Source organism: Virgibacillus proomii, assembly GCF_018916875.1.
GTDB classification, from domain to species: domain Bacteria; phylum Bacillota; class Bacilli; order Bacillales; family Amphibacillaceae; genus Virgibacillus; species Virgibacillus proomii_B.
This window is the reverse complement of record NZ_JAHLNO010000019.1, coordinates 310,014-329,905: the sequence shown is the minus strand read 5'-3', so window position 1 is coordinate 329,905 and position 19,892 is coordinate 310,014. Positions and strand designations below refer to the sequence as shown.

14 protein-coding genes and 1 riboswitch are annotated in these 19,892 nt (G+C 36.5%); of the genes, 2 read left to right on the top strand and 12 right to left on the bottom strand.

From position 1 onward, the window contains the following. Positions 1–875: 875 nt before the first annotated feature. The 10 genes from KQI21_RS08975 to pruA form a co-directional block, all read right to left on the bottom strand. Positions 876–2,126, bottom strand: coding sequence for a methyl-accepting chemotaxis protein (locus KQI21_RS08975; protein WP_216483855.1), 1,251 nt, complete (start codon positions 2,124–2,126; stop codon positions 876–878). Positions 2,127–2,138: 12 nt separating this feature from the next. Continuing rightward, positions 2,139–2,519, bottom strand: coding sequence for a hypothetical protein (locus tag KQI21_RS08970; RefSeq protein WP_216483854.1), 381 nt, complete (start codon positions 2,517–2,519; stop codon positions 2,139–2,141). Continuing rightward, a complete protein-coding gene (locus tag KQI21_RS08965) occupies positions 2,512–2,892 on the bottom strand; it encodes a carboxymuconolactone decarboxylase family protein (RefSeq protein WP_216483853.1) in 381 nt (126 codons plus the stop codon). The genes KQI21_RS08970 and KQI21_RS08965 overlap by 8 nt, the downstream gene beginning before the upstream one ends. A 70-nt stretch (positions 2,893–2,962) precedes the next feature. Further along, entirely contained in the window at positions 2,963–4,609 is a 1,647-nt protein-coding gene (locus KQI21_RS08960; protein WP_216483852.1) for a thiamine pyrophosphate-binding protein, read from the bottom strand. 430 nt (positions 4,610–5,039) lie between these two features. Next, positions 5,040–6,077 (bottom strand): lactonase family protein, encoded by a 1,038-nt coding sequence (locus KQI21_RS08955; protein WP_216483851.1) that lies wholly within the window; start codon positions 6,075–6,077, stop codon positions 5,040–5,042. Between the two features lie 629 nt (positions 6,078–6,706). Next, positions 6,707–8,191: a sodium:solute symporter family transporter gene (locus KQI21_RS08950; RefSeq protein WP_216483850.1), complete on the bottom strand. Its 1,485-nt coding sequence runs from the start codon at positions 8,189–8,191 to the stop codon at positions 6,707–6,709. A gap of 33 nt (positions 8,192–8,224) precedes the next feature. Beyond that, entirely contained in the window at positions 8,225–9,589 is a 1,365-nt protein-coding gene (locus KQI21_RS08945; RefSeq protein ID WP_216483849.1) for an LLM class flavin-dependent oxidoreductase, read from the bottom strand. A gap of 273 nt (positions 9,590–9,862) precedes the next feature. Then, positions 9,863–9,967, bottom strand: a riboswitch (SAM riboswitch). 649 nt (positions 9,968–10,616) lie between these two features. Beyond that, entirely contained in the window at positions 10,617–11,591 is a 975-nt protein-coding gene (locus KQI21_RS08940; RefSeq protein ID WP_216483848.1) for an ornithine cyclodeaminase family protein, read from the bottom strand. 41 nt (positions 11,592–11,632) lie between these two features. Continuing rightward, positions 11,633–12,550, bottom strand: coding sequence for a proline dehydrogenase family protein (locus tag KQI21_RS08935; protein WP_216483847.1), 918 nt, complete (start codon positions 12,548–12,550; stop codon positions 11,633–11,635). A 388-nt stretch (positions 12,551–12,938) separates the two neighbouring features. Continuing rightward, positions 12,939–14,486, bottom strand: a complete 1,548-nt coding sequence (gene pruA, locus KQI21_RS08930; protein ID WP_216483846.1) for an L-glutamate gamma-semialdehyde dehydrogenase — start codon at positions 14,484–14,486, stop codon at positions 12,939–12,941. A gap of 604 nt (positions 14,487–15,090) precedes the next feature. Between pruA and KQI21_RS08925 the strand changes: the two genes are divergently transcribed. Then, positions 15,091–15,324 (top strand): hypothetical protein, encoded by a 234-nt coding sequence (locus tag KQI21_RS08925; protein WP_216483845.1) that lies wholly within the window; start codon positions 15,091–15,093, stop codon positions 15,322–15,324. Further along, positions 15,264–15,809, top strand: a complete 546-nt coding sequence (locus KQI21_RS08920; RefSeq protein WP_216483844.1) for a helix-turn-helix domain-containing protein — start codon at positions 15,264–15,266, stop codon at positions 15,807–15,809. Before KQI21_RS08925 ends, KQI21_RS08920 begins: the two co-directional genes overlap by 61 nt. Before the next feature lie 205 nt (positions 15,810–16,014). Here the strand turns inward: KQI21_RS08920 and KQI21_RS08915 are convergent, their stop codons facing one another. Further along, positions 16,015–16,596 carry a helix-turn-helix domain-containing protein gene (locus tag KQI21_RS08915; protein ID WP_301281743.1) on the bottom strand — a complete coding sequence of 194 codons (582 nt, stop codon included), beginning with the start codon at positions 16,594–16,596 and terminating at the stop codon, positions 16,015–16,017. A 438-nt stretch (positions 16,597–17,034) separates the two neighbouring features. After that, positions 17,035–18,708: a glycoside hydrolase family 13 protein gene (locus KQI21_RS08910; protein ID WP_216483842.1), complete on the bottom strand. Its 1,674-nt coding sequence runs from the start codon at positions 18,706–18,708 to the stop codon at positions 17,035–17,037. Positions 18,709–19,892: the final 1,184 nt, after the last annotated feature.

The window sequence follows — 19,892 nt, the reverse complement described above, 5'->3', positions numbered from 1 at the left end:
GCAAGCGTCCTTGAAAAATCACGATGCGTCGCTGTCGTAGTCCTTTTTATCCTTAAAAAAGAAGGTCACTTTTTCTGCGTGCGGTGTATTGCTGCCGTAGAACTCTGTCCTTGAAAAAGAAGCTCACTTTTTCTGCATGCGATGCTTATTCAAGAAGCTTTCCTTGTCCTGTTGACTGAACGAATCGGGGATTTAAGAGCCGTTTTTCTCACCATGTTCGCAACATCATAAGCAGATTTTTGACATAAGAAAAATACGGCTCCTTACATTCGATAAAGGAAACATGCCTCTAAAACAGGCGTATGCCGACGCCTGAGCGACAAGCCCGCTTTTACTCGGCCTTCCCTTAGATTCGAGTTGATGTTGACTTATCGCAGGAAGAAAAGCGAAGTTTGCTAGTCGCTTAAGCGCTTTAGCTAGACACAAAAGCTAGAAGCGCTCGGGTTAGCGACGTACTAACTGGAGGTCTTCTGACGAGGTAAAGGAAAACACGGTGACGGAGGAACCGATGCTGACTTATCGTAGGAAGAAGAGTGAAGTTTGCTAGTCGCTTGAGCGCTTTAGCTAGACACAAAAGCTAGAAGCGCTCGGGTTAGCGACGTACTAACTGGAGGTCTTCTGACGAGGTAAAGGAAAACACGGTGACGGAGGAACCGATGCTGACTTATCGTAGGAAGAAGAGTGAAGTTTGCTAGTCGCTTGAGCGCTTTAGCTAGACGGAGCTAATTTTCAAAAAAATTATCCACAATGCACAAATGGTCATAGTTCCTAGATAATAAAAAATCCATTGTTCCTAATGAAACAATGGATTTTCCAGCAGTTTTGAACGTACATATTTTTCTGTCGTTAAAAACTACTGCCCACACATGAATAATTTAGTCTACTACCTTATCATTAAGCTGATTGGCTATATCTGCCAGCAATGTAGCCGACGCTGATACCTCTTGCATCGAAGCATTTAATTCCTCGATAACAGCAACGATATTTTGCAAGTTGCCGCTTGATTCAGCCGTAACATCAGATACATTATTAATAGAAGAAGAAACATCATTCATACTATCTTTAACTTCATGCATTGCCGCTGATAAATCATGGATAAATTCATCGATTACGTCAACATCCTGGTAAATATCATTAAATACCTTTCCCATCTCTCCATTTCTTGAAACGCCTTGTTTAATTGATTTTCCACTTTCCTTAATAACATCTATCACTTCATTGGTGCCAGATTGAATTTCTTGAATGAGCTGTTGTGTTTTCGCAGTAGCATCATTTGTTTGTTCTGCAAGCTTACGAACTTCATCTGCTACTACCGAAAAACCTTTCCCGTGTTCTCCGGCACGAGCAGCCTCAATAGCAGCATTAAGCGAAAGTAAATTTGTTTGATTTGAAATATCGGTTATCAGTGACAATATTTCGCCAACCTGATTTGTTTTCTCATTCAATTCATTAACCACTTCAATCGAACGCTCGACTTGTTCACCAATTACATCCATTTGTTTCGCTACATTAGCAACTACTTCATTCCCATTTTTTGCATTCGTTATCGCTGTTTTAGAAGTCTCTGCTACAAACTTGGTACTTTCATCAATTTCCGTTAAACTGAAAAATACTTGGGATGAAGATTCATTAATTGTTTGAATTGAATGCGCCTGGGCATCTGCTCCAGAAGCTAATTCCTGAATCGAAGCAGATATTTCTGCTGTTGCTTTACTCGTCTCTTCAGTTGTAGTCATTAGCTGATTAGAAACTGTAGCTGTTTGCTCAGCCAACTCTAGAACTTCAGTACCTTCTGTTTTATTATCTTGCTGAGCTACTGGAAGTTGATTCATGACCCATCGATAGAGAGGATGGTTTGAAGAAGACACTTCCAACTGGCTTGTGTCTACCCCTTCTTTATTTTTTAGTGGTGAAAACAAAAAATTTCCAAATAAATATGCAAGAAACAGCGCTAATAGTATAATGATACCAATGAAAGACCATACAAAGATAGACTGTAAAGGAATGTCTAAGATAATAAATGTAAGAAATGTTAAAACAGGCAGTAAAACAATAACAAATGTGAAAAGTATTACATAAAGCAATAATATTTGTTGGATAGTTAAAGTTTTCGCTGTTTTTTTCATATTACTCCATCCTTAATCTATTTTAAATTCCGGAATATCCATAAATACCAAGGCTTCCTGCAAGTTCGTAAATGCTCTAATTGTATCATATGTTCCAGCACTTCTGGACAAGCGATTTAATTGCATTTTCAGTGCTACATTTGGTGCGACAGTAGCGTTTTTCTCGATATTACTGCTTACCCATTTCATTAATTCTCCCCATACTTCATTAACTTCCGGCTTAGCCACACCTTTAATGTTACTATTATCGTTGAGAAATTTTTTAATACCCGGTTGCTGTAAAGCACGTTTTGCTTCAGCAGCATGCTCCTTAGCTTCAGCTACAGTTTCAGCCATTTCAAAATAATTAAAATAAAGAACATCCTTATAAACTTTTATTTCATATTTAGCCATTTGTATTCTCCTTTTCTTCTACTACCGTTTTAAAAATATGCAAAGCATGGATCGCCTTAGGAAATCCTGCATAAGCACTACAATGATTGATTAATTCAAGAATTTCAGCCTTACTAACTCCAACTCGTAAAGCCGCATGAAAATGATACTGTAAACCTCTCCCTGCATCGCCTTGTGTAATTAAAGACGCCAACGTTATAAAAGAACGCTGTTTCAAATCAAGACAATCATCTTGATAAACATCACTATAACCGAATTCCAAAGCAAGTTTAGCTAAGCGTGGTGAAAACCTTTCTACCTCTTTCATCGCTGCTATTCCTTTTAACCCAGCCAATTCTTCAATTTGCTTCCATCCTCGTTCCTGCTTATCCAATTTCTTCTCTCCCATCTAAGTTTAGAAACGCTTGATTACTGATTAAAAATCCAGATTTTCAGAGAGTTTATTACCCTCGTTTTAATGTAGGCGGTACTTCCTCTTTTTCTACCATAATTTCAATTACCGCAGTTTGTGGGTGCTTTAATGCCGTTTTCGTTGCATCAATAACTTCTTCCATTGTCGTACAACGATAACCAGTTGCACCTAGTGATTCAGCAAATTTTGCTGCATTCATTTCGGTCGTATATCTTGTCCCTACTGCCCTACCTAAGTTATAGAGCATTCCTTTATCTACCATATCAAGCATTCCATTATTAAAAACAAAGAAAATCATATGAGTTTGTTGATTCACGGCGGTAGATATTTCTGTTCCATGCATCATCATACAGCCATCACCTGTAAAGCTTACAATCGGCGTTTCTGGTTCAGCTATTTTCGCCCCAATTGCAAAATTAAGACCATGTCCCATTGCACCAAATACATCGTCAAAAAAGAATGTACCAGGATTCACAATGTCAAAATGCTTAATTGCATGAAAAGTATGGCTCCCGTCATCTCCAAATACGATGGTTTCCTCTGGTAAGACCTCTCTTAAGCATTTCATAACTGCTGCTGTAGATATTTTTTGGTAATTCGCTTGTTTAATTTGCTCGCTCTCTCTTTCTAGCATTTCTTTTTGCCAATATGTTTGAAGATCTGGTGCTTCTCGCTTGGAAAAATAATTTATATTCAACTGATGAAGATTTACCTTCGCATCACCTTGAACAAATAAAGTTTCCACTGGAATTGATTTTCCAACAAAATCTGCAAATGGATCAAAATGAATGATTGTTTTTGGATAATGGTCTGGTCGCAAACCTGCTATCGACATATCACTCAACTTAGAGCCGATAACAACCATAACATCGACTCCTTCTTCCATATAAGCAGAAGCCGCTGCTGTACCGCCTAGTCCATATGCACCTAGTGACAGTCTATGTTTCGTAGGAAATGTGCCTTTACCTCCTGGAGTTGTCATGACTGGGATGTTCCATTTCTCAACAAACTCTAGTACCTGTTGATACGCCTTGGCTATGTGAACTCCTTTCCCTAACAATAAAACTGGTCGTTGTGCTGCATACAAAATTTGTGAAGCTTGTTCTAGATTTCCTGATACAGGAATATCGTTACTCCATTCAGAAGGTAAGGTGAATGACTCTGTCTTATCAATAAGCACATTGAGTGGAATAGACAAATGAACAGGTCCTTTTGCCCCAGTCAGCGCTTTTTCTAAAGCATGCTGTACATAATTTTTTAACAAGCTAGCATCCTCTACCTTTGCACTAAACAAAGTAACCGGACGAAACATTTCTGTTAAATCAGTACCGAACATACTCGAATCTTGTCCAACTGGTTTACCTGCATCCGTCAATGGTGGATGACCAGTGATAAACAAAACCGGTGCGTGATAAGCCTTTGCTTGTGCCGCTGCCGTAATAAGATTAGTTCCGCCTGGACCAGATGTACCAATAGCGATACTCAGACTATCATTTTGCATGGCATAACCTGTCGCCATATAACCAGCACCGCATTCATGGCGCGCTAAAACAAAGTCAATTCCCTGCTTTTCCATTTCCAAGATAAGTGGTACAATAGGCTTTCCCGGAACTCCAAATGCAAACTGACAGCCTTGTTCCTTAATCATTTCTACAATATGTGCTGCAACTGTTGCCATCTCTTTAGTATCCCTCCTAGAAGAATTATTAACTTCAGCTTTCTTTATATCGGCACATGTCAGGTATCTTTTAACCAATTTTTCAAATTATTGGATTCAGCCTTGCTGTTTTCACTTGAATTGATGTGAAAAGCTGGAGAGATCTTTCCTATACACAGATGTGTACAGATAAAATAAAGCTCTCCACACTAGCGTTTTAAAAATGATGTAATGGAACGAATTTTTTCTATTATTTATTCCAACCCTTTTGCACATACATGTATCAACTTAATCTATAGATCTAACATTTTTAACATGCAAAAAAGCAAACCTTTATCTGCGAGAGATATTAGCTTGCTTTTCAGAGAGTAAAATTTTGTTGCTACTTGCGATGTCTAATTCCATTATAAATTACGAATTAACTCGTTATTCTATTTACTCATGCAAAATATTAATTTAAAAATTTCACACAGACTACTTCCGGAACCTCTACCACAGAGTCTAACTGAGTTAGCTTACCTGTCTGTTGATCCCGTTCAAATAAAACTAAATTGTTACTATGCTGATTAGCTGCAATAATGAAAGACTCTGTAGGATCTAACACAAAATCACGCGGCCATTCCCCGCCAGTAGCTGTAAACTCGATAAAGGAAAGCTTGTCGGTTTTTTGATCAATTTGAAACAATGCAATACTATTATGACCACGGTTTCCTGTGTATAAAAACTTCCCATCTGAAGAAATATGAATAGCGCTGGCATCGTTCGTTTCTGCAAAATCCGCTGGTTTGGCGAGAATTGTTTGCTTTTCAGAAAAACTTCCATTTTCCGTATCATAATCGAAGACAATCACTTCCGAGCTTAGTTCTGTGAGCACATATGCCGTTTTACCATTTGGGTGAAATTCAATGTGACGTGGACCGCTTCCCGATTTTACTTTTAGAGTTTCATGACGCACAAGTTTGTTGTTATCAATACGATACGTAACAAGTTCATCCGCCCCTAAATCACAGATAATGACATAGTTACGGTCTGGCGTAAATCCTGCATAATGAACATGCGATTTTTCTTGACGTTCATGAGGACCACTACCTGTATGTTGTATAAAGGAATCTGTTTCTAATGTTTCCTTAGCTGTGAAAGAATATAGACCAACTTCTCCCTTATGATAATTACCAGTTACTAATTTATCTTGGTGGAAAGATAAGTGACATGGAGGCTTTCCTTCCGTTAGTTGCTCGTCTAACTTAACCAATTCACCAGCTTCCCCATTAATCTTATAAGCTTGTACCCCACCTAATTCTCCATCTTGCCCAATAGAGAACAAATAGCGATTATCCTCACTTATTGTCAAATAAGTAGGACTTCCTACTTCAGCAACAGCTTTAACTGCTGTCAACTTTCGTGCTTTTGGATCGAGTGCAAACCGATAGATTCCTTTACTTATTTTTCGAGTATAGGTTCCAGCATAGCCAATATAATTTTTTTTCATGATGTATCCTTCCTTTTGAAAGAAATGTATACATAAAGTCTAATTGTAAATCAATAAAAAGTAAACCTGAAACAAAAAAGCAGACACTGAGCGCTGAAGCTAGAGGAAACTTTTCAAAAATATCACAATGTAAAAACGGATATCCTTTCTTAGACAAGAACATAGTAACTTACTTGGATATAAAATCTTCATTTTAAGCGCATTCGATTTGAAACTATTTTACAATTTATTCGGTTAATCACTCTTTCTTAAAATACCATTTCCAAAACAGCAACCCAATGATAATTTGAAAACCAATAACACCATATAACCAAATAGTTAACATCGGATTTACAAAAATAAGAATCACTTCCTCCCCACCTCTTAATTAGAATTCTTCATATACTGAACATAAAGTTATCCCACTAATCTTTCGTTCACATCAATCATGGAGTAAATAGAATAGAAACTTCATCCAATAATTATTTTTCTCATTGAATATTAGTGGAACAAATCGACATTTAAGTGCCGTTATCTCTACTAAGACTTCTTCATATTCCCTTTAACTCGTGACGTAGAAATCTTACGGCACCTTAGATGCGGGATAAATCGTTAGGTCAAATTCATTTCCTTCGTTCAGAGATACATTCTTACTGCTCATTATAACCGGGTTGGGCAGACGGCTTTAGTATATAAGCTAATATAGCGATCGTCATTATTCCAATTACTGTTGCTACAGATCCTGCTAGCATCGTACTTTGGATAAATCCGCCAAATGAAAGAGTGAGGTAAGATAACAAACCAGCAAACATGGAAGCCTCCGCAGCTCGAGCCGGCGCTTTTTGCTTACCATAGATTGCATAAAGAATTGGTCCCATTGTTCCAGCTGCTACACCAGAAATTCCAATCCACATAATATCTCCCATGTATGCAGGTGGACGTATCACAAGAAAAAAAGCAAATAAACCAGTAACCGGAACAGTAATACGACTAATCCAAAATGCGATTCTCTCTGCTTTTTGTTTTCCGACACGAATCATTTTACGCTTAATTAATACTTTTAAAAAGATGTCATTGCTAAATACCGTTGCGATGGATACAAATAACCCGTCTGTTGTGGACATCGCAGCAGCTAATATGACGACACCGAATATGGCAACAAAAATTGCTGGAAAAGCCCAAACAACATAATCAATTAATGCTACATCTGAAGTTACAACCGTATCTCCAAGGACTCTGCGGCTATAAAACCCGCCAAATAATACAACTAGTGAAAAAAAGCTAGCAAGTATATAGGTTATAATCATTTTTCCTAAATCTTTTTCATCTTTTAGACCGAGTATTTTATTAAATAGATGAGGTGCAGAGGCAAAAGCCCACTGAATCATGATTGCCCCCAACACGGTTATAAATGAATGAAAATGCGTTGATTCCGGATTAAAGATTTTTACAAGGTTTTTATTCTGACTAGCTAAATTTTCAGTAATGCCTAGAAACGTATTTGTTATACTACCTTGCCAAAACAATACAATGCCGGAAATAAAAATAGCAATTCCACCAAAAGCCATCATTACTGCCTGTACTGCATCAGTATAAATGTCGGCCAGAGCCCCACCCGCAAATACATAAAACACTACAATAACAGCAATGGCTACTAATCCCATCGTATAAGGAATATCTAACAAATATTCAAAAATACGAGCGCCAGCGACAAATTGGCCTGCAATATAAAACACATTAAATAATAAAATAATCCCTGAACCAACTCGTAAAATATCACTATTGTAGAAATCACCGAGCCAATCCGGAAGAGAGAGCGATTGTTGTTGCTGATTGAGTTTTCTCGCTTTTTTTGCGACCATGATAACACCAATCGGTCCTCCTCCAATGATTGCTAAAAAAAGCCATAAATTAGATAATCCCCAATCATACGACCATCCCGGATATCCTAGAAAAGTAGCAGCACTTAAATAGGTTGCCGAAAAGGAGAGTCCAAGAACATACGGTCCAAGACCACTTCCGATCGCAAAATCACGGATGTTCTTTGTTTTCTTTGCACTAACCAAGCCAAGAATAAACATAGCGGAAAGAAAAACAGTAAAACCAATCCAAGTATAGGTCATAATAGAATTCATCCATTCTCCCTCCTCATTTATTAGAAGAACGTACTAAACGGTTAAACCGTTACGGGCAGGATGTTCATCCGATATATTTACGTGACCTTTCCCAAATAAATGTTCCCTTAAAGTAACTGCTTCATATTTTCTTCTGAAAATACCCCGTTCTTGTAAGACGGGTACAACATAATCAACAAATTCAGAAAAAGTTCCAGGGGAGTAAAATTGCGCAATATTGAAGCCATCTACATCCCCTTCTGTTGCCCAAACTTGCAGTTCATCAGCGATTTGTTCAGGTGTCCCAATAAATTTTACAGTACCATTACCAAGTCCATGATTTTTTACCGCTTCTTTTAATGTCCATTTCTTATTTGGATCTTTTGTGTACATATCTAAATTACCTTGTACAGCATCTGTTTCCATATTTTCAATATATTGATCAGGATCATATTGGGAGAAATCTATTCCTGTATGTCCTGATAATAAAGCTGCAGTTCCCTCATAACTGACGTGTTCTGTCAATTGCTGATACTTTCGATACGCTTCTTCTTCCGTTCGACCAACAATTGGAAGTATCATTAAAAAAATCTTTATATTTTTTGGATTTCTGCCTTTCTTTTTTGCTCGCGCTCGTAAATCTACGGTGTATTCTTTTACAGCTTTTAAGGAATGATTTTTCGTAAATACTGCCTCCGCATGCGTAGCAGCAAAATCCCTCCCCTTTGGTGAGGCACCAGCTTGAAAAATAACCGGAGTTCGTTGCGGAGATGGCTCTACTAAATGCGGACCAGGAACATTGAAATATCTACCCTTGTGATTAATAAGATGCACTTTGTTCGGATCAGCAAATTGATCATTGTTCTTGTCATAAACAACGGAGTGTTCCTCCCAACTATGCTCCCAGAGCTTATACACCACTTCCAAAAATTCATCTGCTCGTTGATACCGAAGCTCTTTTGGTAAGCGGTCTTTAAGCCCAAGGTTTTTCGCTTCACTTTCCAAATAAGAGGTCACAACATTCCAAGCAATCCTTCCATTTGTTAAGTGATCCAATGTAGAAAGCTGTCGTGCTAATGAGTAAGGCTGTGCATAAGTAGTAGAAATAGTCGCAGCAAATCCTAAGTGCTTCGTCACAGCGGCCATAGCGGAAATAGGTACAAGCGGATCATGTGCCGGGAGTTGAACTGCATGCTTTGTTGCTGCACGATGGGTATTTTCATACGTGCTATACGTACCTAATACATCGGCAATAAATAGAGCATCAAATTTTCCTTTTTCTAATATTTTCGCTACTTCTGTCCAGTACGATAAAGTATTATGTTTCCTTCCTAAATCTTTGTCATGTTTCCATAACCCAATAGAATGTGGTGATGGTGAATTTTGAATAAACCCATTTAAATGAATTTGCTTTATCATCTTTTAATCTCCTCCATAATTGATATTTTCAAAGGGATTTACCCTTAGTTAACTTTAAATTAAAGTATCCACATCATATTAGTTGGTTTTATAATCCTATTTGGCTAAATCTAGTACGTTAAATACTGGAAAATCTCGTTAATACTAGGATCTAACCAAGCAACCACTTCATCGGATTAAACTTTAGTCACAAAATTTTTGCTGCTTTGAATTGGCTTCTAACTAAAAAATGCCCCTTCCGATGAGGAAGAGGCATTCATAACCATACGACACTTCTCATCTTTCAAGCAAAAAGCTTGCTGGAATTAGCACCTTGTTACAAGTAACGGTTGCTGCGGGATCACAGGACCAGGTTCCTCCCCCGACTCGAGATAAGAAAAAATTTAATTATAAATTCAACATTTTCGGGTAATACACAATGCTTCTATTTATTGGGCTTTCATTATTATATCAAAAATTAATTACAGTCTATTTATACTGTTAACATTAAACTCAACTTGAATTAACTATAATCTAAAAACTAACCTCAAAATATGTTTATATACTGATGTATGAGCTCTAGTTAAAGACAATTATGTGCAAGTTGAAAAATGAGTTAAAAACTTAAATGATTGTCTGATATCGATGGTACGATAGTGTCAGAGTTAGGAATAAGTCACCGAACCGCTTCGATAATAGCATTACTTTTTGTTTTTTCCTATATGACAAAATAAAATATATAATTAAAATAACAGCCCCTATAAAAGATAATTGAGACGTAAATGTTCTAAAATCAAAACGACCTATTCATATCTTCTTTTATTTTGTCACTTTGGAGCTAGAAGTTCAATTTAGGTAATGTTTCGGTTTAATTCTTTCTTTAAATTTAGTCAGATTACCAATTAAATTCGATTGCCGCATTTCCGTGTACCAAATATTTCTTTATTACTAAAACGTCAAAATAGATATGTTCATTTTTTTCTGTTATATAATATTACAACTAATAATACTTAAAACACAATAATCTGTCAAGTCTTATTTTTGCGAATTATAACTTAACTTTTTGACCAAAACCTAATAAAATCGCCTTTTTATAAATGGCTGTAGCGACCACTAAATCAAAATATGCGGACCCCACCGATTTAAAAAAGGTAATTTCATCATCAGAAGAACGAGATAATAATTCATAATCAGTTAGTTCCCCTACTATATCTGAAAAGCTAAAATCACTTTGCTTTTCTGCGTAAATTAATTCTCCTGCTTCTTCTTTTGCACTAGAAAGGTCATCAACAACAATCTTAGTAGCACGTTTAATGGTTACAAGATCAACCTCTCTCATCGAAGGTAAAAATGAACCAATCCCATTTACATGCGTTCCTGGTTGAAGATCCTTTCCAGCAAAAACAGGTTCATACGATCGTGTGCTACATATTATGATATCAGCAGCTTGGACCACTTCTTTCGAGCAATTAACGACTCTAACAGGTATATCTACTCCCGAAGCTAAGAGATTTGTTTTAAAGCGTACAGCTTTTTCCAATGTCCGATTATATAAAACTATTCCTTCAAGTTCCCGTACAGCAAGTACACCCATCACTTGTTCAAAAGCCATTGCTCCAGTACCAATTATACCTAGTATTTTGGCATTAACACGTGCGAGTTTATCTGTAGCAATCGCACTTAATGCCCCTGTTCGTAAACGTGTTAAATAAGAAGCATCCATCATACAAATATGCTCACCGGTTGCAGCATCTGTCAGTAAAAGGACACCCTGGGTCGTTTTTTTACCTTGTTTAGGGTTTTCAGGGAAAATGCTCACGACTTTTATCGATGCAATATCCGATGATAAATCTGCACTTGGCATATACAAGCTGGAGGCTTGATATTTCGGTATACTAATCACCGTACGATGGGGGTTTACTATCTTTCCAGACTTTTTTGCATCTAATCCTAGTTTTATATCTTTTATCGCATCACTTATCAAATAATGAGCTTGAATTTCCGTTTTTGAAATGATTAACATGGAACGCTCCTTTTCTGGCATTCTAAAATCATTCATTTTGCTTATTTTTTTAAAACTCCTCTTAAAACAAACATAACATTGGCAGGGCGCTCTGCTAAACGTCGCATATTATAGCCAAACCAATCTTCACCATAAGGCAGGTAGATTCTAACTTTGTAGCCTTCTTTTAATAATCTGTCCTGCAGGTCGTTCCGAATCCCATAAAGCATTTGAAATTCGAATTGATCTCGTGATAGATGATAGGTTTGTTCTAGTTCCTTTGTATATGCGATTATTTTATCATCATGCGTTGCTATTGCCGTATAATTACCATACAATAAGTTTTGCTTTATTATTTTTTTGTAATTTTTATCGACATCGGCTTTATTTGGAAAAGCAACCTCCTCGGATTCTTTGTATGCTCCTTTAACTAAACGCAAATACGGTTTATATTTATTCAATGCCTCTAAATCTTTTTCTACCCGATATAAATAAGCTTGTAAAACCGTACCGACATTATCGAATTCCTGTTTAAAAGTAGTAAAAATATCTAACGTCTGCTCCAATCGCCCATAATCTTCCATATCCATCGTTACAATCACTTGATTTTCTTTCGCCGTCTGCATTATATTGCGCATGTTTTCCATAACAAGCTCGTAAGAAATATCCATTCCTAGAGATGTTAGCTTTAACGATAACTCAGCATTTAATTGTTGATGAGCAATGACCTGAATAGCATGGATACATTCCTGTGCTGACTGTCTAGCTTCCGTTTCATTATCGATAAATTCACCTAAATGATCCACCGTTATAACAAAGCCCTTTTCATTCAATTCCTTTATTTTTTTGGCAGCTTCATAAATATTTACACCTGCCACAAAGCGAGATGCTCCAAATCGGAATCCATATTTTTTGGCTGCTTTTGTTAACGTTTTATTGTTTGATAAAAACAAAAAGAAATTTCGCATTAATTGTTCCATGTTTATCCTTCCTCCCAACCATCCCGAAATTCTGTCTAGACAAAACAAAATCCTAGAAGCGCTCGGTTAGCGACATAGCTTCTAACGAGATTAAGGAAATATGCCTCTAAAACAGAAGGATGCCGACGCCTGACGCAAAAAGCCGCTTTTAGTCGGCCTTCCTTTAGATTCGAACCGATGTCAAAATTTATCGTAAGAAGGAGCTCGAAGCTTGCTAGGCGCTTGAGCACATAGCTAGACGAAGATACTTTTCAAAAAAAGTATCCACCATGAAGAAACGGATATCGTTTCCTAGACACGAAAAATCGGTTCAGGAAATGAAATAGAAAGGGCCCCCCTATAGTTGATGTTGCCCAACCATGGAGGGAAATACGAAGTCTTATATTAGTTAAAACATTTCAGAAGTTGTTTTTCCTTGCATATGCTGAATTAAATAGTCTGGCCCGCCGGCTTTTGAATCGGTTCCAGACATGTTAAAGCCGCCAAATGGCTGATAGCCTACTATTGCTGCTGTACAGCCTCGATTAAAATATAGATTTCCAACATGAAAATCTTCTCTTGCCAGTTCAATATGTTCACGATTATTTGTAATAACTGCACCGGTTAAACCGTACTCCGTGTTGTTGGCAATATCAATAGCCTCTGTGAAATCTTTCGCCTTGGTTAAAGCAACAACCGGTCCAAATATCTCCTCTTGCATAATTCGTGCGTTTGGATCTACATCAGCAAACACGGTTGGATGAATCATCCAGCCTTTACTATCATCACCATCTCCACCGATTAATAACTCGCCTTCTTGTTTACCAACTTCAATATAATCCATTATTTTATCGTATGCTGCTTGATCGATAACCGGACCCATAAAGTGTGAATTATCATGTGGATCACCAACCGACAATTCATTTGTTAATTCAACGATGCGATTTTTAACTTCTTCATAAACATCCTCATGAATAACTACCCGTGAACATGCAGAACATTTTTGACCAGAAAAGCCAAAAGCAGACTGAACAACGGATTGAGCAGCTAATTCCAGATCCGCTTCTTTATCAACGATAATCGTATCTTTTCCGCCCATTTCAATAATGGTGCGTTTTAACCAAATCTGTCCCTTTTGAACTTTAGCTGCACGTTCAAAAATACGAGTACCAACCTCACGAGAACCTGTAAAGCTTATAAAACGTGTACGCGGATGATCGACTAAATAATCACCAACTTCTTTTCCCGACCCAGGAATATAATTGATTACTCCTTTGGGAAGCCCTGCTTCTTCTAATACTTCCATAAATTTATAAGCAATAACTGGTGTTGCACTGGCAGGCTTAAGTAATACCGTATTTCCTGTAACCATAGCAGCAACAGTGGTGCCAGCCATAATAGCAAATAAAAAGTTCCATGGTGAAATAACGACACCAACGCCCAGTGGGATATAATGATATTGGTTATACTCAATTGGACGGCTATTTACTTTTACTCCATCCTTCAACTTCAACATTTGCCTTCCGTAATACTCTAAGAAGTCAATTGCTTCAGCGGTATCTGCATCTGCTTCCTTCCATGGCTTACCACCCTCCTTGATTAGATGAGCGGTAAATTCGTACTTCCTTCGGCGAATAATTGCTGCTGCGCGAAATAACAGATCTGCTCGGAATTTTGGATCCGATTTTCTCCAAGTGGTAAATGTTTTATCCGCTACTTGTATTGCTTTTTCTGCTAATTCCTGATTCGCCTTAGAGACATAGCCAACTACCTCATTCTTATTAGCTGGATTTACAGAAACGATTTTCTCTTCCGTTGTAACTCGTTCCCCGCCAATAATAAGTGGATATTCCTTACCAAACTCTTTTTCCACTTTTTTAAGGGTAAAAAGCATTTTTTGCTTATTTTCCTCCACTGTAAAATCAGTAAATGGCTCATGCTTGTATGGTACTACCATGTAAAAACCCCCTCATTATAATTGCCCCCAAAAAGGAAGCGTTTTCAATAAGATCAGCACTTTAACGATTCAAAGTATTACAGCATTATTTAATTACCACTATAATCCTTTTCCAAATATATTATTCAATTATTTTCTTCTCAATTGGAGTATATTGATATATTTATATACTTAGAACGGTAATAATTTTTAAATTATTTTGCTTAAAACAATTTAAGGAATACTTAAATTGTGGTTAACTAAATTATAAGATAGTTTTTGCTTTTTCGTCAACTAATTGCTTAGAGGTTATTCAAAAAGGTATAAGAATGCCTAATGGAACTATCGAATTTTTATTATGTCGCTTTTTCAACACCGATATAATTTTAGGAACAAAAAGTGCAAACGATCGTTTAGCGACGAACAAACTGGAGAACTTCTGACGAGAAAAGTGAAACTTCATTTCTTGGAATACTTTTCCCAAGAAATGTTAGTACCTTAAAGGTATGACCTAAAGACCTCTGAACCAATCGGGTATTTAGATGCCGTTATCTCCAATTTAAACTTCTCGTATTCTCTAAGTTGTAGTTTTACGGCACCTTACATGCGGGATAAAGGAAACACGATGACGAAAGGAGACGATGTTGACTTATCGTTGGAAGAAAAGCGAAGTTTGCTAGTCGCTCGAGCGCTTACGCTAGACGACGAAGAAGGAATTGCAAAAAAAGATATGCTCCATGTAAAAACGGATCTCGTTTTCCAGACAGTCAAAAAACTACCTAAGAAGGAGAGGGATAAATGGAAACATCATGGAATCTTGGAGATAAAATCAAGCAGCTACGCAAGCAAAAGAACTTAACATTAAAAAATATTTCTGAGAAAACGGGATTATCTATCAGTTTTTTATCCCAATTAGAACATTCTAAAACATCAGCTACTTTGGAGTCATTTAAAAAAATTTCCGATGCCTTAGAGGTTCACCCTAGCTATTTTTTTAATCAACCGAAATCTCCCCGCTCTGAAATTATGCGAAATATTGTAGATACGTTGAATGCAACAGAAAATCGCTTTATTTATAAAGATTTATCTGGAGGGATGGAAAATCCAGCTTTTATTCCTAATCTTATCATTCTCGATCCTGGTGCAAATCGTGGCAATAATTTTTCTCATAAAGGGCAGGAGTTTTTATACGTATTAGAAGGAACATTAACGATTGAGGTAGACCATCAGCTAGAAGTGTTACATCCACATGATTGTGTTTTCATGGATTCATCCAAGCCCCATTATTGGTATAACAGAACAGATAAACCGATTAAGTTTTTATGTATTTCTACAACAGAATAAGACCACACAGTACTGGTTGTGTGGTCTTATTTTACGTGTAACAACGAGTTTTAGCGGAAGCACATAGTCTAAACTATGCATATCAAATCAGATTTTACAGTAAATTTATATATTTTAACATTGGTAAAATTGGTAGATGAAGAGCAATCTGTTTGCTTTGTCTATGCTTCTACATATTCCCTACTTAAGACTAGATCACCAATTTTTATAAATTGTTGTCAATAAAAACTGTTAGTACTCTAGCGGGCTCATTATTAACAGGAACAAACAGGTGAGGTTTATCTCCTTTAAAATAAGCACTATCCCCTTTTTCCATATAGTGCTGTTTACCTTCATAGCGTAAATAAATTGCCCCTTCCAAAATATAAATAAATTCGTCCTGTGAATGCGTGTAAGCCTCATGTCTTATATTCATATCACGGGGTGTCACATGGACAATCGTTGGTTCAATTCCAGTAAATCTAGAACGATTCGCCAACAATTCATATGAATACCCCATATTGTCATCGCCCACTTTAAACTGACGATTTGTATGGGAAAGGATGACTAAATCACGTTCTTCTTGATCATCAAGTACCCATGATAATGGAACATGTAATGCCTCACTAATCTTTGACAATGTGGCTATCGCTGAAGCAGTTTGTCCATTTTCAATCTTTGATAATAAACTTTTTGATATACCACATTCATCTGCCACTTGCTGTTGTGTTTTTTTTGCTCGTAGACGCATTTGCTTAATTTTTGCCCCAATATTGTTCAGATTTATTGTTATTCTCTCCTTCCACAATAATAAATACCTAACTTCAACTAGAACCGAATACTTATTGTATTAGTTTTGCAAACGATTAAATGCAAAAAGAAAATTTTTACTAGTGTTATGTAGCTGATGCAAGTAATCGACTGGTTGCACTATTCTTAAAACACTAAAAGTAAGTGCTAACTTTATACACTGGTAAATAATTAAGAAAAGGAAGACAATAAGAATCAGTTGTTCATCGCTTCACCTACATTTCATCCATTGCGGGCAGCACTTTACCGTCCTCCCTCTATTAAAGGTAAATATATTTAATCATAAAATAGAAGCGAACCAACGTCAAATCAATACTTGGAAAAATGAATACACTCCTAAGATGAATACCTTTTACAAGTAAGTTTGATACAGGAAAAAGCCAGAATACATATCGTTTCAATGCATTCTAGCTTTATAGATTTTGTAGATATAGAATTAGTTATTTAACAGTTGATAAACTCTTGCTTCATAAGGTCTTAGAGAAACCTTATTCATATCACCCGGAGACGGTACTGGATAATTACTAATAAGTAGCTTGCTATCAGTTAGCGTTACGTTTTTCGGTAAAATGAACTCCGCTTCCTCATTGAATAGATTTGTAATTACAACTACTTTTTGATCTTCAAGCGTCCTTACATACGCATAAATTTGATCATGGTCTTCTAAAATAAGATCATAACTGCCATAAATAAGTACTGGGAGCTCTTTTCTTAACTGGATTAACTGACGATAATAATGATAAATCGAATTCGGATTAGCTAGTTCACGTTCGACATTCACTTCTTTATAATTAGGATTTACTTTTAGCCAAGGTTTTCCTGACGTAAAGCCTGCATTTTCTTTATTATTCCATTGCATTGGTGTCCTAGAGTTATCTCGTCCATTTTTCCAAATGATTCTCATGATCTCTTCATGACTTTTTCCATTTTTCCGCTCTTCTGCATACAGATTTTTGCTGGAAACATCATTGTAATCCTCAATGGAATCAAATTGAACATTGGTCATCCCAATTTCTTGACCTTGATATATAAACGGCGTTCCTTGCATCAGAAAATAAAGAGTAGCTAAACATTTTGCTGATTCTCGGCGATAAGCTTGATCATTTCCCCAGGTTGATACCGAACGAGGCTGATCATGATTTTCCAAAAACAGCGCATTCCAGCCATTTTGCTCAAGGCCTTTTTGCCACTTGGTTAATGTCCTTTTTAATGCATGAATATCCAATCCGCCGGAAATACTTTTACCCCAAAGGTCGAGATGTTCAAATTGAAAAACCATATTGAATTTACCCTCTTGCTCACCAACCCATAAATGAGCATCGTCCACCGTTACACCGTTTGCTTCACCAACGGTTACAATATCATACTTAGCAAATGTTTCTTGTTTTAATTCTGCTAAAAACTCATGAATTCCTTCTCGATTCATATGACCTTCAAAGGAAGGAGCATATTTTTTATTTTCCGGATTTGGCACATCTGGAAATCCTGGCACCTTTTTAATATGAGAAATAGCATCAATACGAAATCCATCAATCCCTTTATCCAACCACCAATTAATCATATCATATAAACTATTACGGACGTTTGGATTTTCCCAGTTTAAATCAGGCTGTTTCTTGGAAAAAACATGCAAATAATACGCGTGTGTTTGTTCATCATATTCCCATGCTGATCCGCCGAATATGGAGGCCCAATTATTCGGCTCTTTTCCATTTTTACCTTCATGCCAAATATAGTAATCTCGATACGGATTATCTCGTGACGAACGAGATTCGATGAACCATGGATGTTCATCGGATGTATGATTGATTACTAGATCCATAATCAGTTTCATCCCACGACGATGAACTTCTTCCAAAAGTAAATCAAAATCTTCCATCGTTCCAAATTCAGGCATGATTGCTCGGTAATCACTAATGTCGTAACCATTATCGTCATTAGGCGATTGATAAACAGGGCTTAACCAGATTAAATCAACACCAAGATCTCTTAAATAATCCAACTTGGAAATAACCCCATTAATATCACCAATTCCATCACCATTTGAATCCATAAAACTGCGAGGATAAATTTGATAAGCTACAGCTTCTTTCCACCATGCTTGTTTCATATCTATGACTCCTTCTTCCTATATTATTTCTAGTTAATTAGATATACTGTTTTATTCATTAAATATATATAGATTTAACAAAATAACAATTTACTTAACTATTAGCTAACGACCTATCCAGTTCTTTACAAAATAACTTCGAACGTCTGACCAGGTTGCATGAAGACTATTATCATTCAACAAAAATTATCTGTTTTTTATATTTGTAAAACTAAATGATCGGATATAGCTGGCAAGCTCGTATCATTAAACAACACTCTTGAAGATAATACTTCTACAGAAACAAAAATAAAGTGAAACTTTATTCAGTAGGAGTTTTCTTCCATCTCCTACTGAATTTTAGTACCTTAATGGTATGACCTAAAGCCCTTGAACGAATCGGGCATTTGGGTGCCGTTTTCTCCCACTTAGACCCTTTTGTACCAACCTAGGCTCTTGAAGTGGTAGTCTTACGGCACCTTACATACGGGATAAAATCAATCCGCCTGTCACTACAGTTTTTCTCCCATCCAGCAATCTGTCACATTATGTATCCGTTTGGTTTGCAGATAATACGTATCGTAATATCTTAAATCTTGTAAGATATGTGTAACCTTCTCCGCTTAAAGATTATTAAAATCACCAATGAAAAAATGAGGATGAGCATTGAAATTATTTTCTGAGTAAATTATCCATTTGTATTTGAAAAGGCTCTTCGTCACCCTTCTACCATCCTATATGACAGGAATAAAAAAAACTCATTATTTTTCCTTTAAAATTGTCATCCCTACAGCTTATGAGCCTTCCAAAAATCTCTATCCTCACATTGACTGACATAAAATGAGTAGTAACTAATTACCGGATGTTTTGTTAATAGTGCAATTCCTTCTTCAACATGATCGTAAGCAATATGAGAAGAATCCCATATAAATTCATAAGTGATCCTAATTCCTGTAATTTTTCCTAAAGAAACAATGTATCATTATCTGCTATTAAATTCCCATCTACATTCTATCTGCTGCAACAGATTGACTTACTTCCTGCAAGGAATAATTAGTGCAATCGTTTTCTACATTTTACAAAGCGTTTTGTGTTTTTCCATAAGTATATGGAAGTTTAAATATGAGGATATCCTAGTTATTTATATGCGTTTTCATTTCTAACAAATTAAAAACTAGCGAAAATTAAAGTTCCTTTGCGCAAAC

What these genes read in the sequence shown, in the direction of transcription:
- KQI21_RS08910 (WP_216483842.1), bottom strand. Translation starts at nt 18,708, where the DNA reads ATGAAACAAGCATGGTGGAAAGAAGCTGTAGCTTATCAAATTTATCCT.
- KQI21_RS08920 (WP_216483844.1), top strand. Translation starts at nt 15,264, where the DNA reads ATGGAAACATCATGGAATCTTGGAGATAAAATCAAGCAGCTACGCAAG.
- KQI21_RS08945 (WP_216483849.1), bottom strand. Translation starts at nt 9,589, where the DNA reads ATGATAAAGCAAATTCATTTAAATGGGTTTATTCAAAATTCACCATCA.
- KQI21_RS08940 (WP_216483848.1), bottom strand. Translation starts at nt 11,591, where the DNA reads ATGTTAATCATTTCAAAAACGGAAATTCAAGCTCATTATTTGATAAGT.
- KQI21_RS08970 (WP_216483854.1), bottom strand. Translation starts at nt 2,519, where the DNA reads ATGGCTAAATATGAAATAAAAGTTTATAAGGATGTTCTTTATTTTAAT.
- KQI21_RS08955 (WP_216483851.1), bottom strand. Translation starts at nt 6,077, where the DNA reads ATGAAAAAAAATTATATTGGCTATGCTGGAACCTATACTCGAAAAATA.
- KQI21_RS08975 (WP_216483855.1), bottom strand. Translation starts at nt 2,126, where the DNA reads ATGAAAAAAACAGCGAAAACTTTAACTATCCAACAAATATTATTGCTT.
- KQI21_RS08935 (WP_216483847.1), bottom strand. Translation starts at nt 12,550, where the DNA reads ATGGAACAATTAATGCGAAATTTCTTTTTGTTTTTATCAAACAATAAA.
- KQI21_RS08960 (WP_216483852.1), bottom strand. Translation starts at nt 4,609, where the DNA reads ATGGCAACAGTTGCAGCACATATTGTAGAAATGATTAAGGAACAAGGC.
- KQI21_RS08950 (WP_216483850.1), bottom strand. Translation starts at nt 8,191, where the DNA reads ATGAATTCTATTATGACCTATACTTGGATTGGTTTTACTGTTTTTCTT.
- KQI21_RS08925 (WP_216483845.1), top strand. Translation starts at nt 15,091, where the DNA reads ATGACGAAAGGAGACGATGTTGACTTATCGTTGGAAGAAAAGCGAAGT.
- pruA (WP_216483846.1), bottom strand. Translation starts at nt 14,486, where the DNA reads ATGGTAGTACCATACAAGCATGAGCCATTTACTGATTTTACAGTGGAG.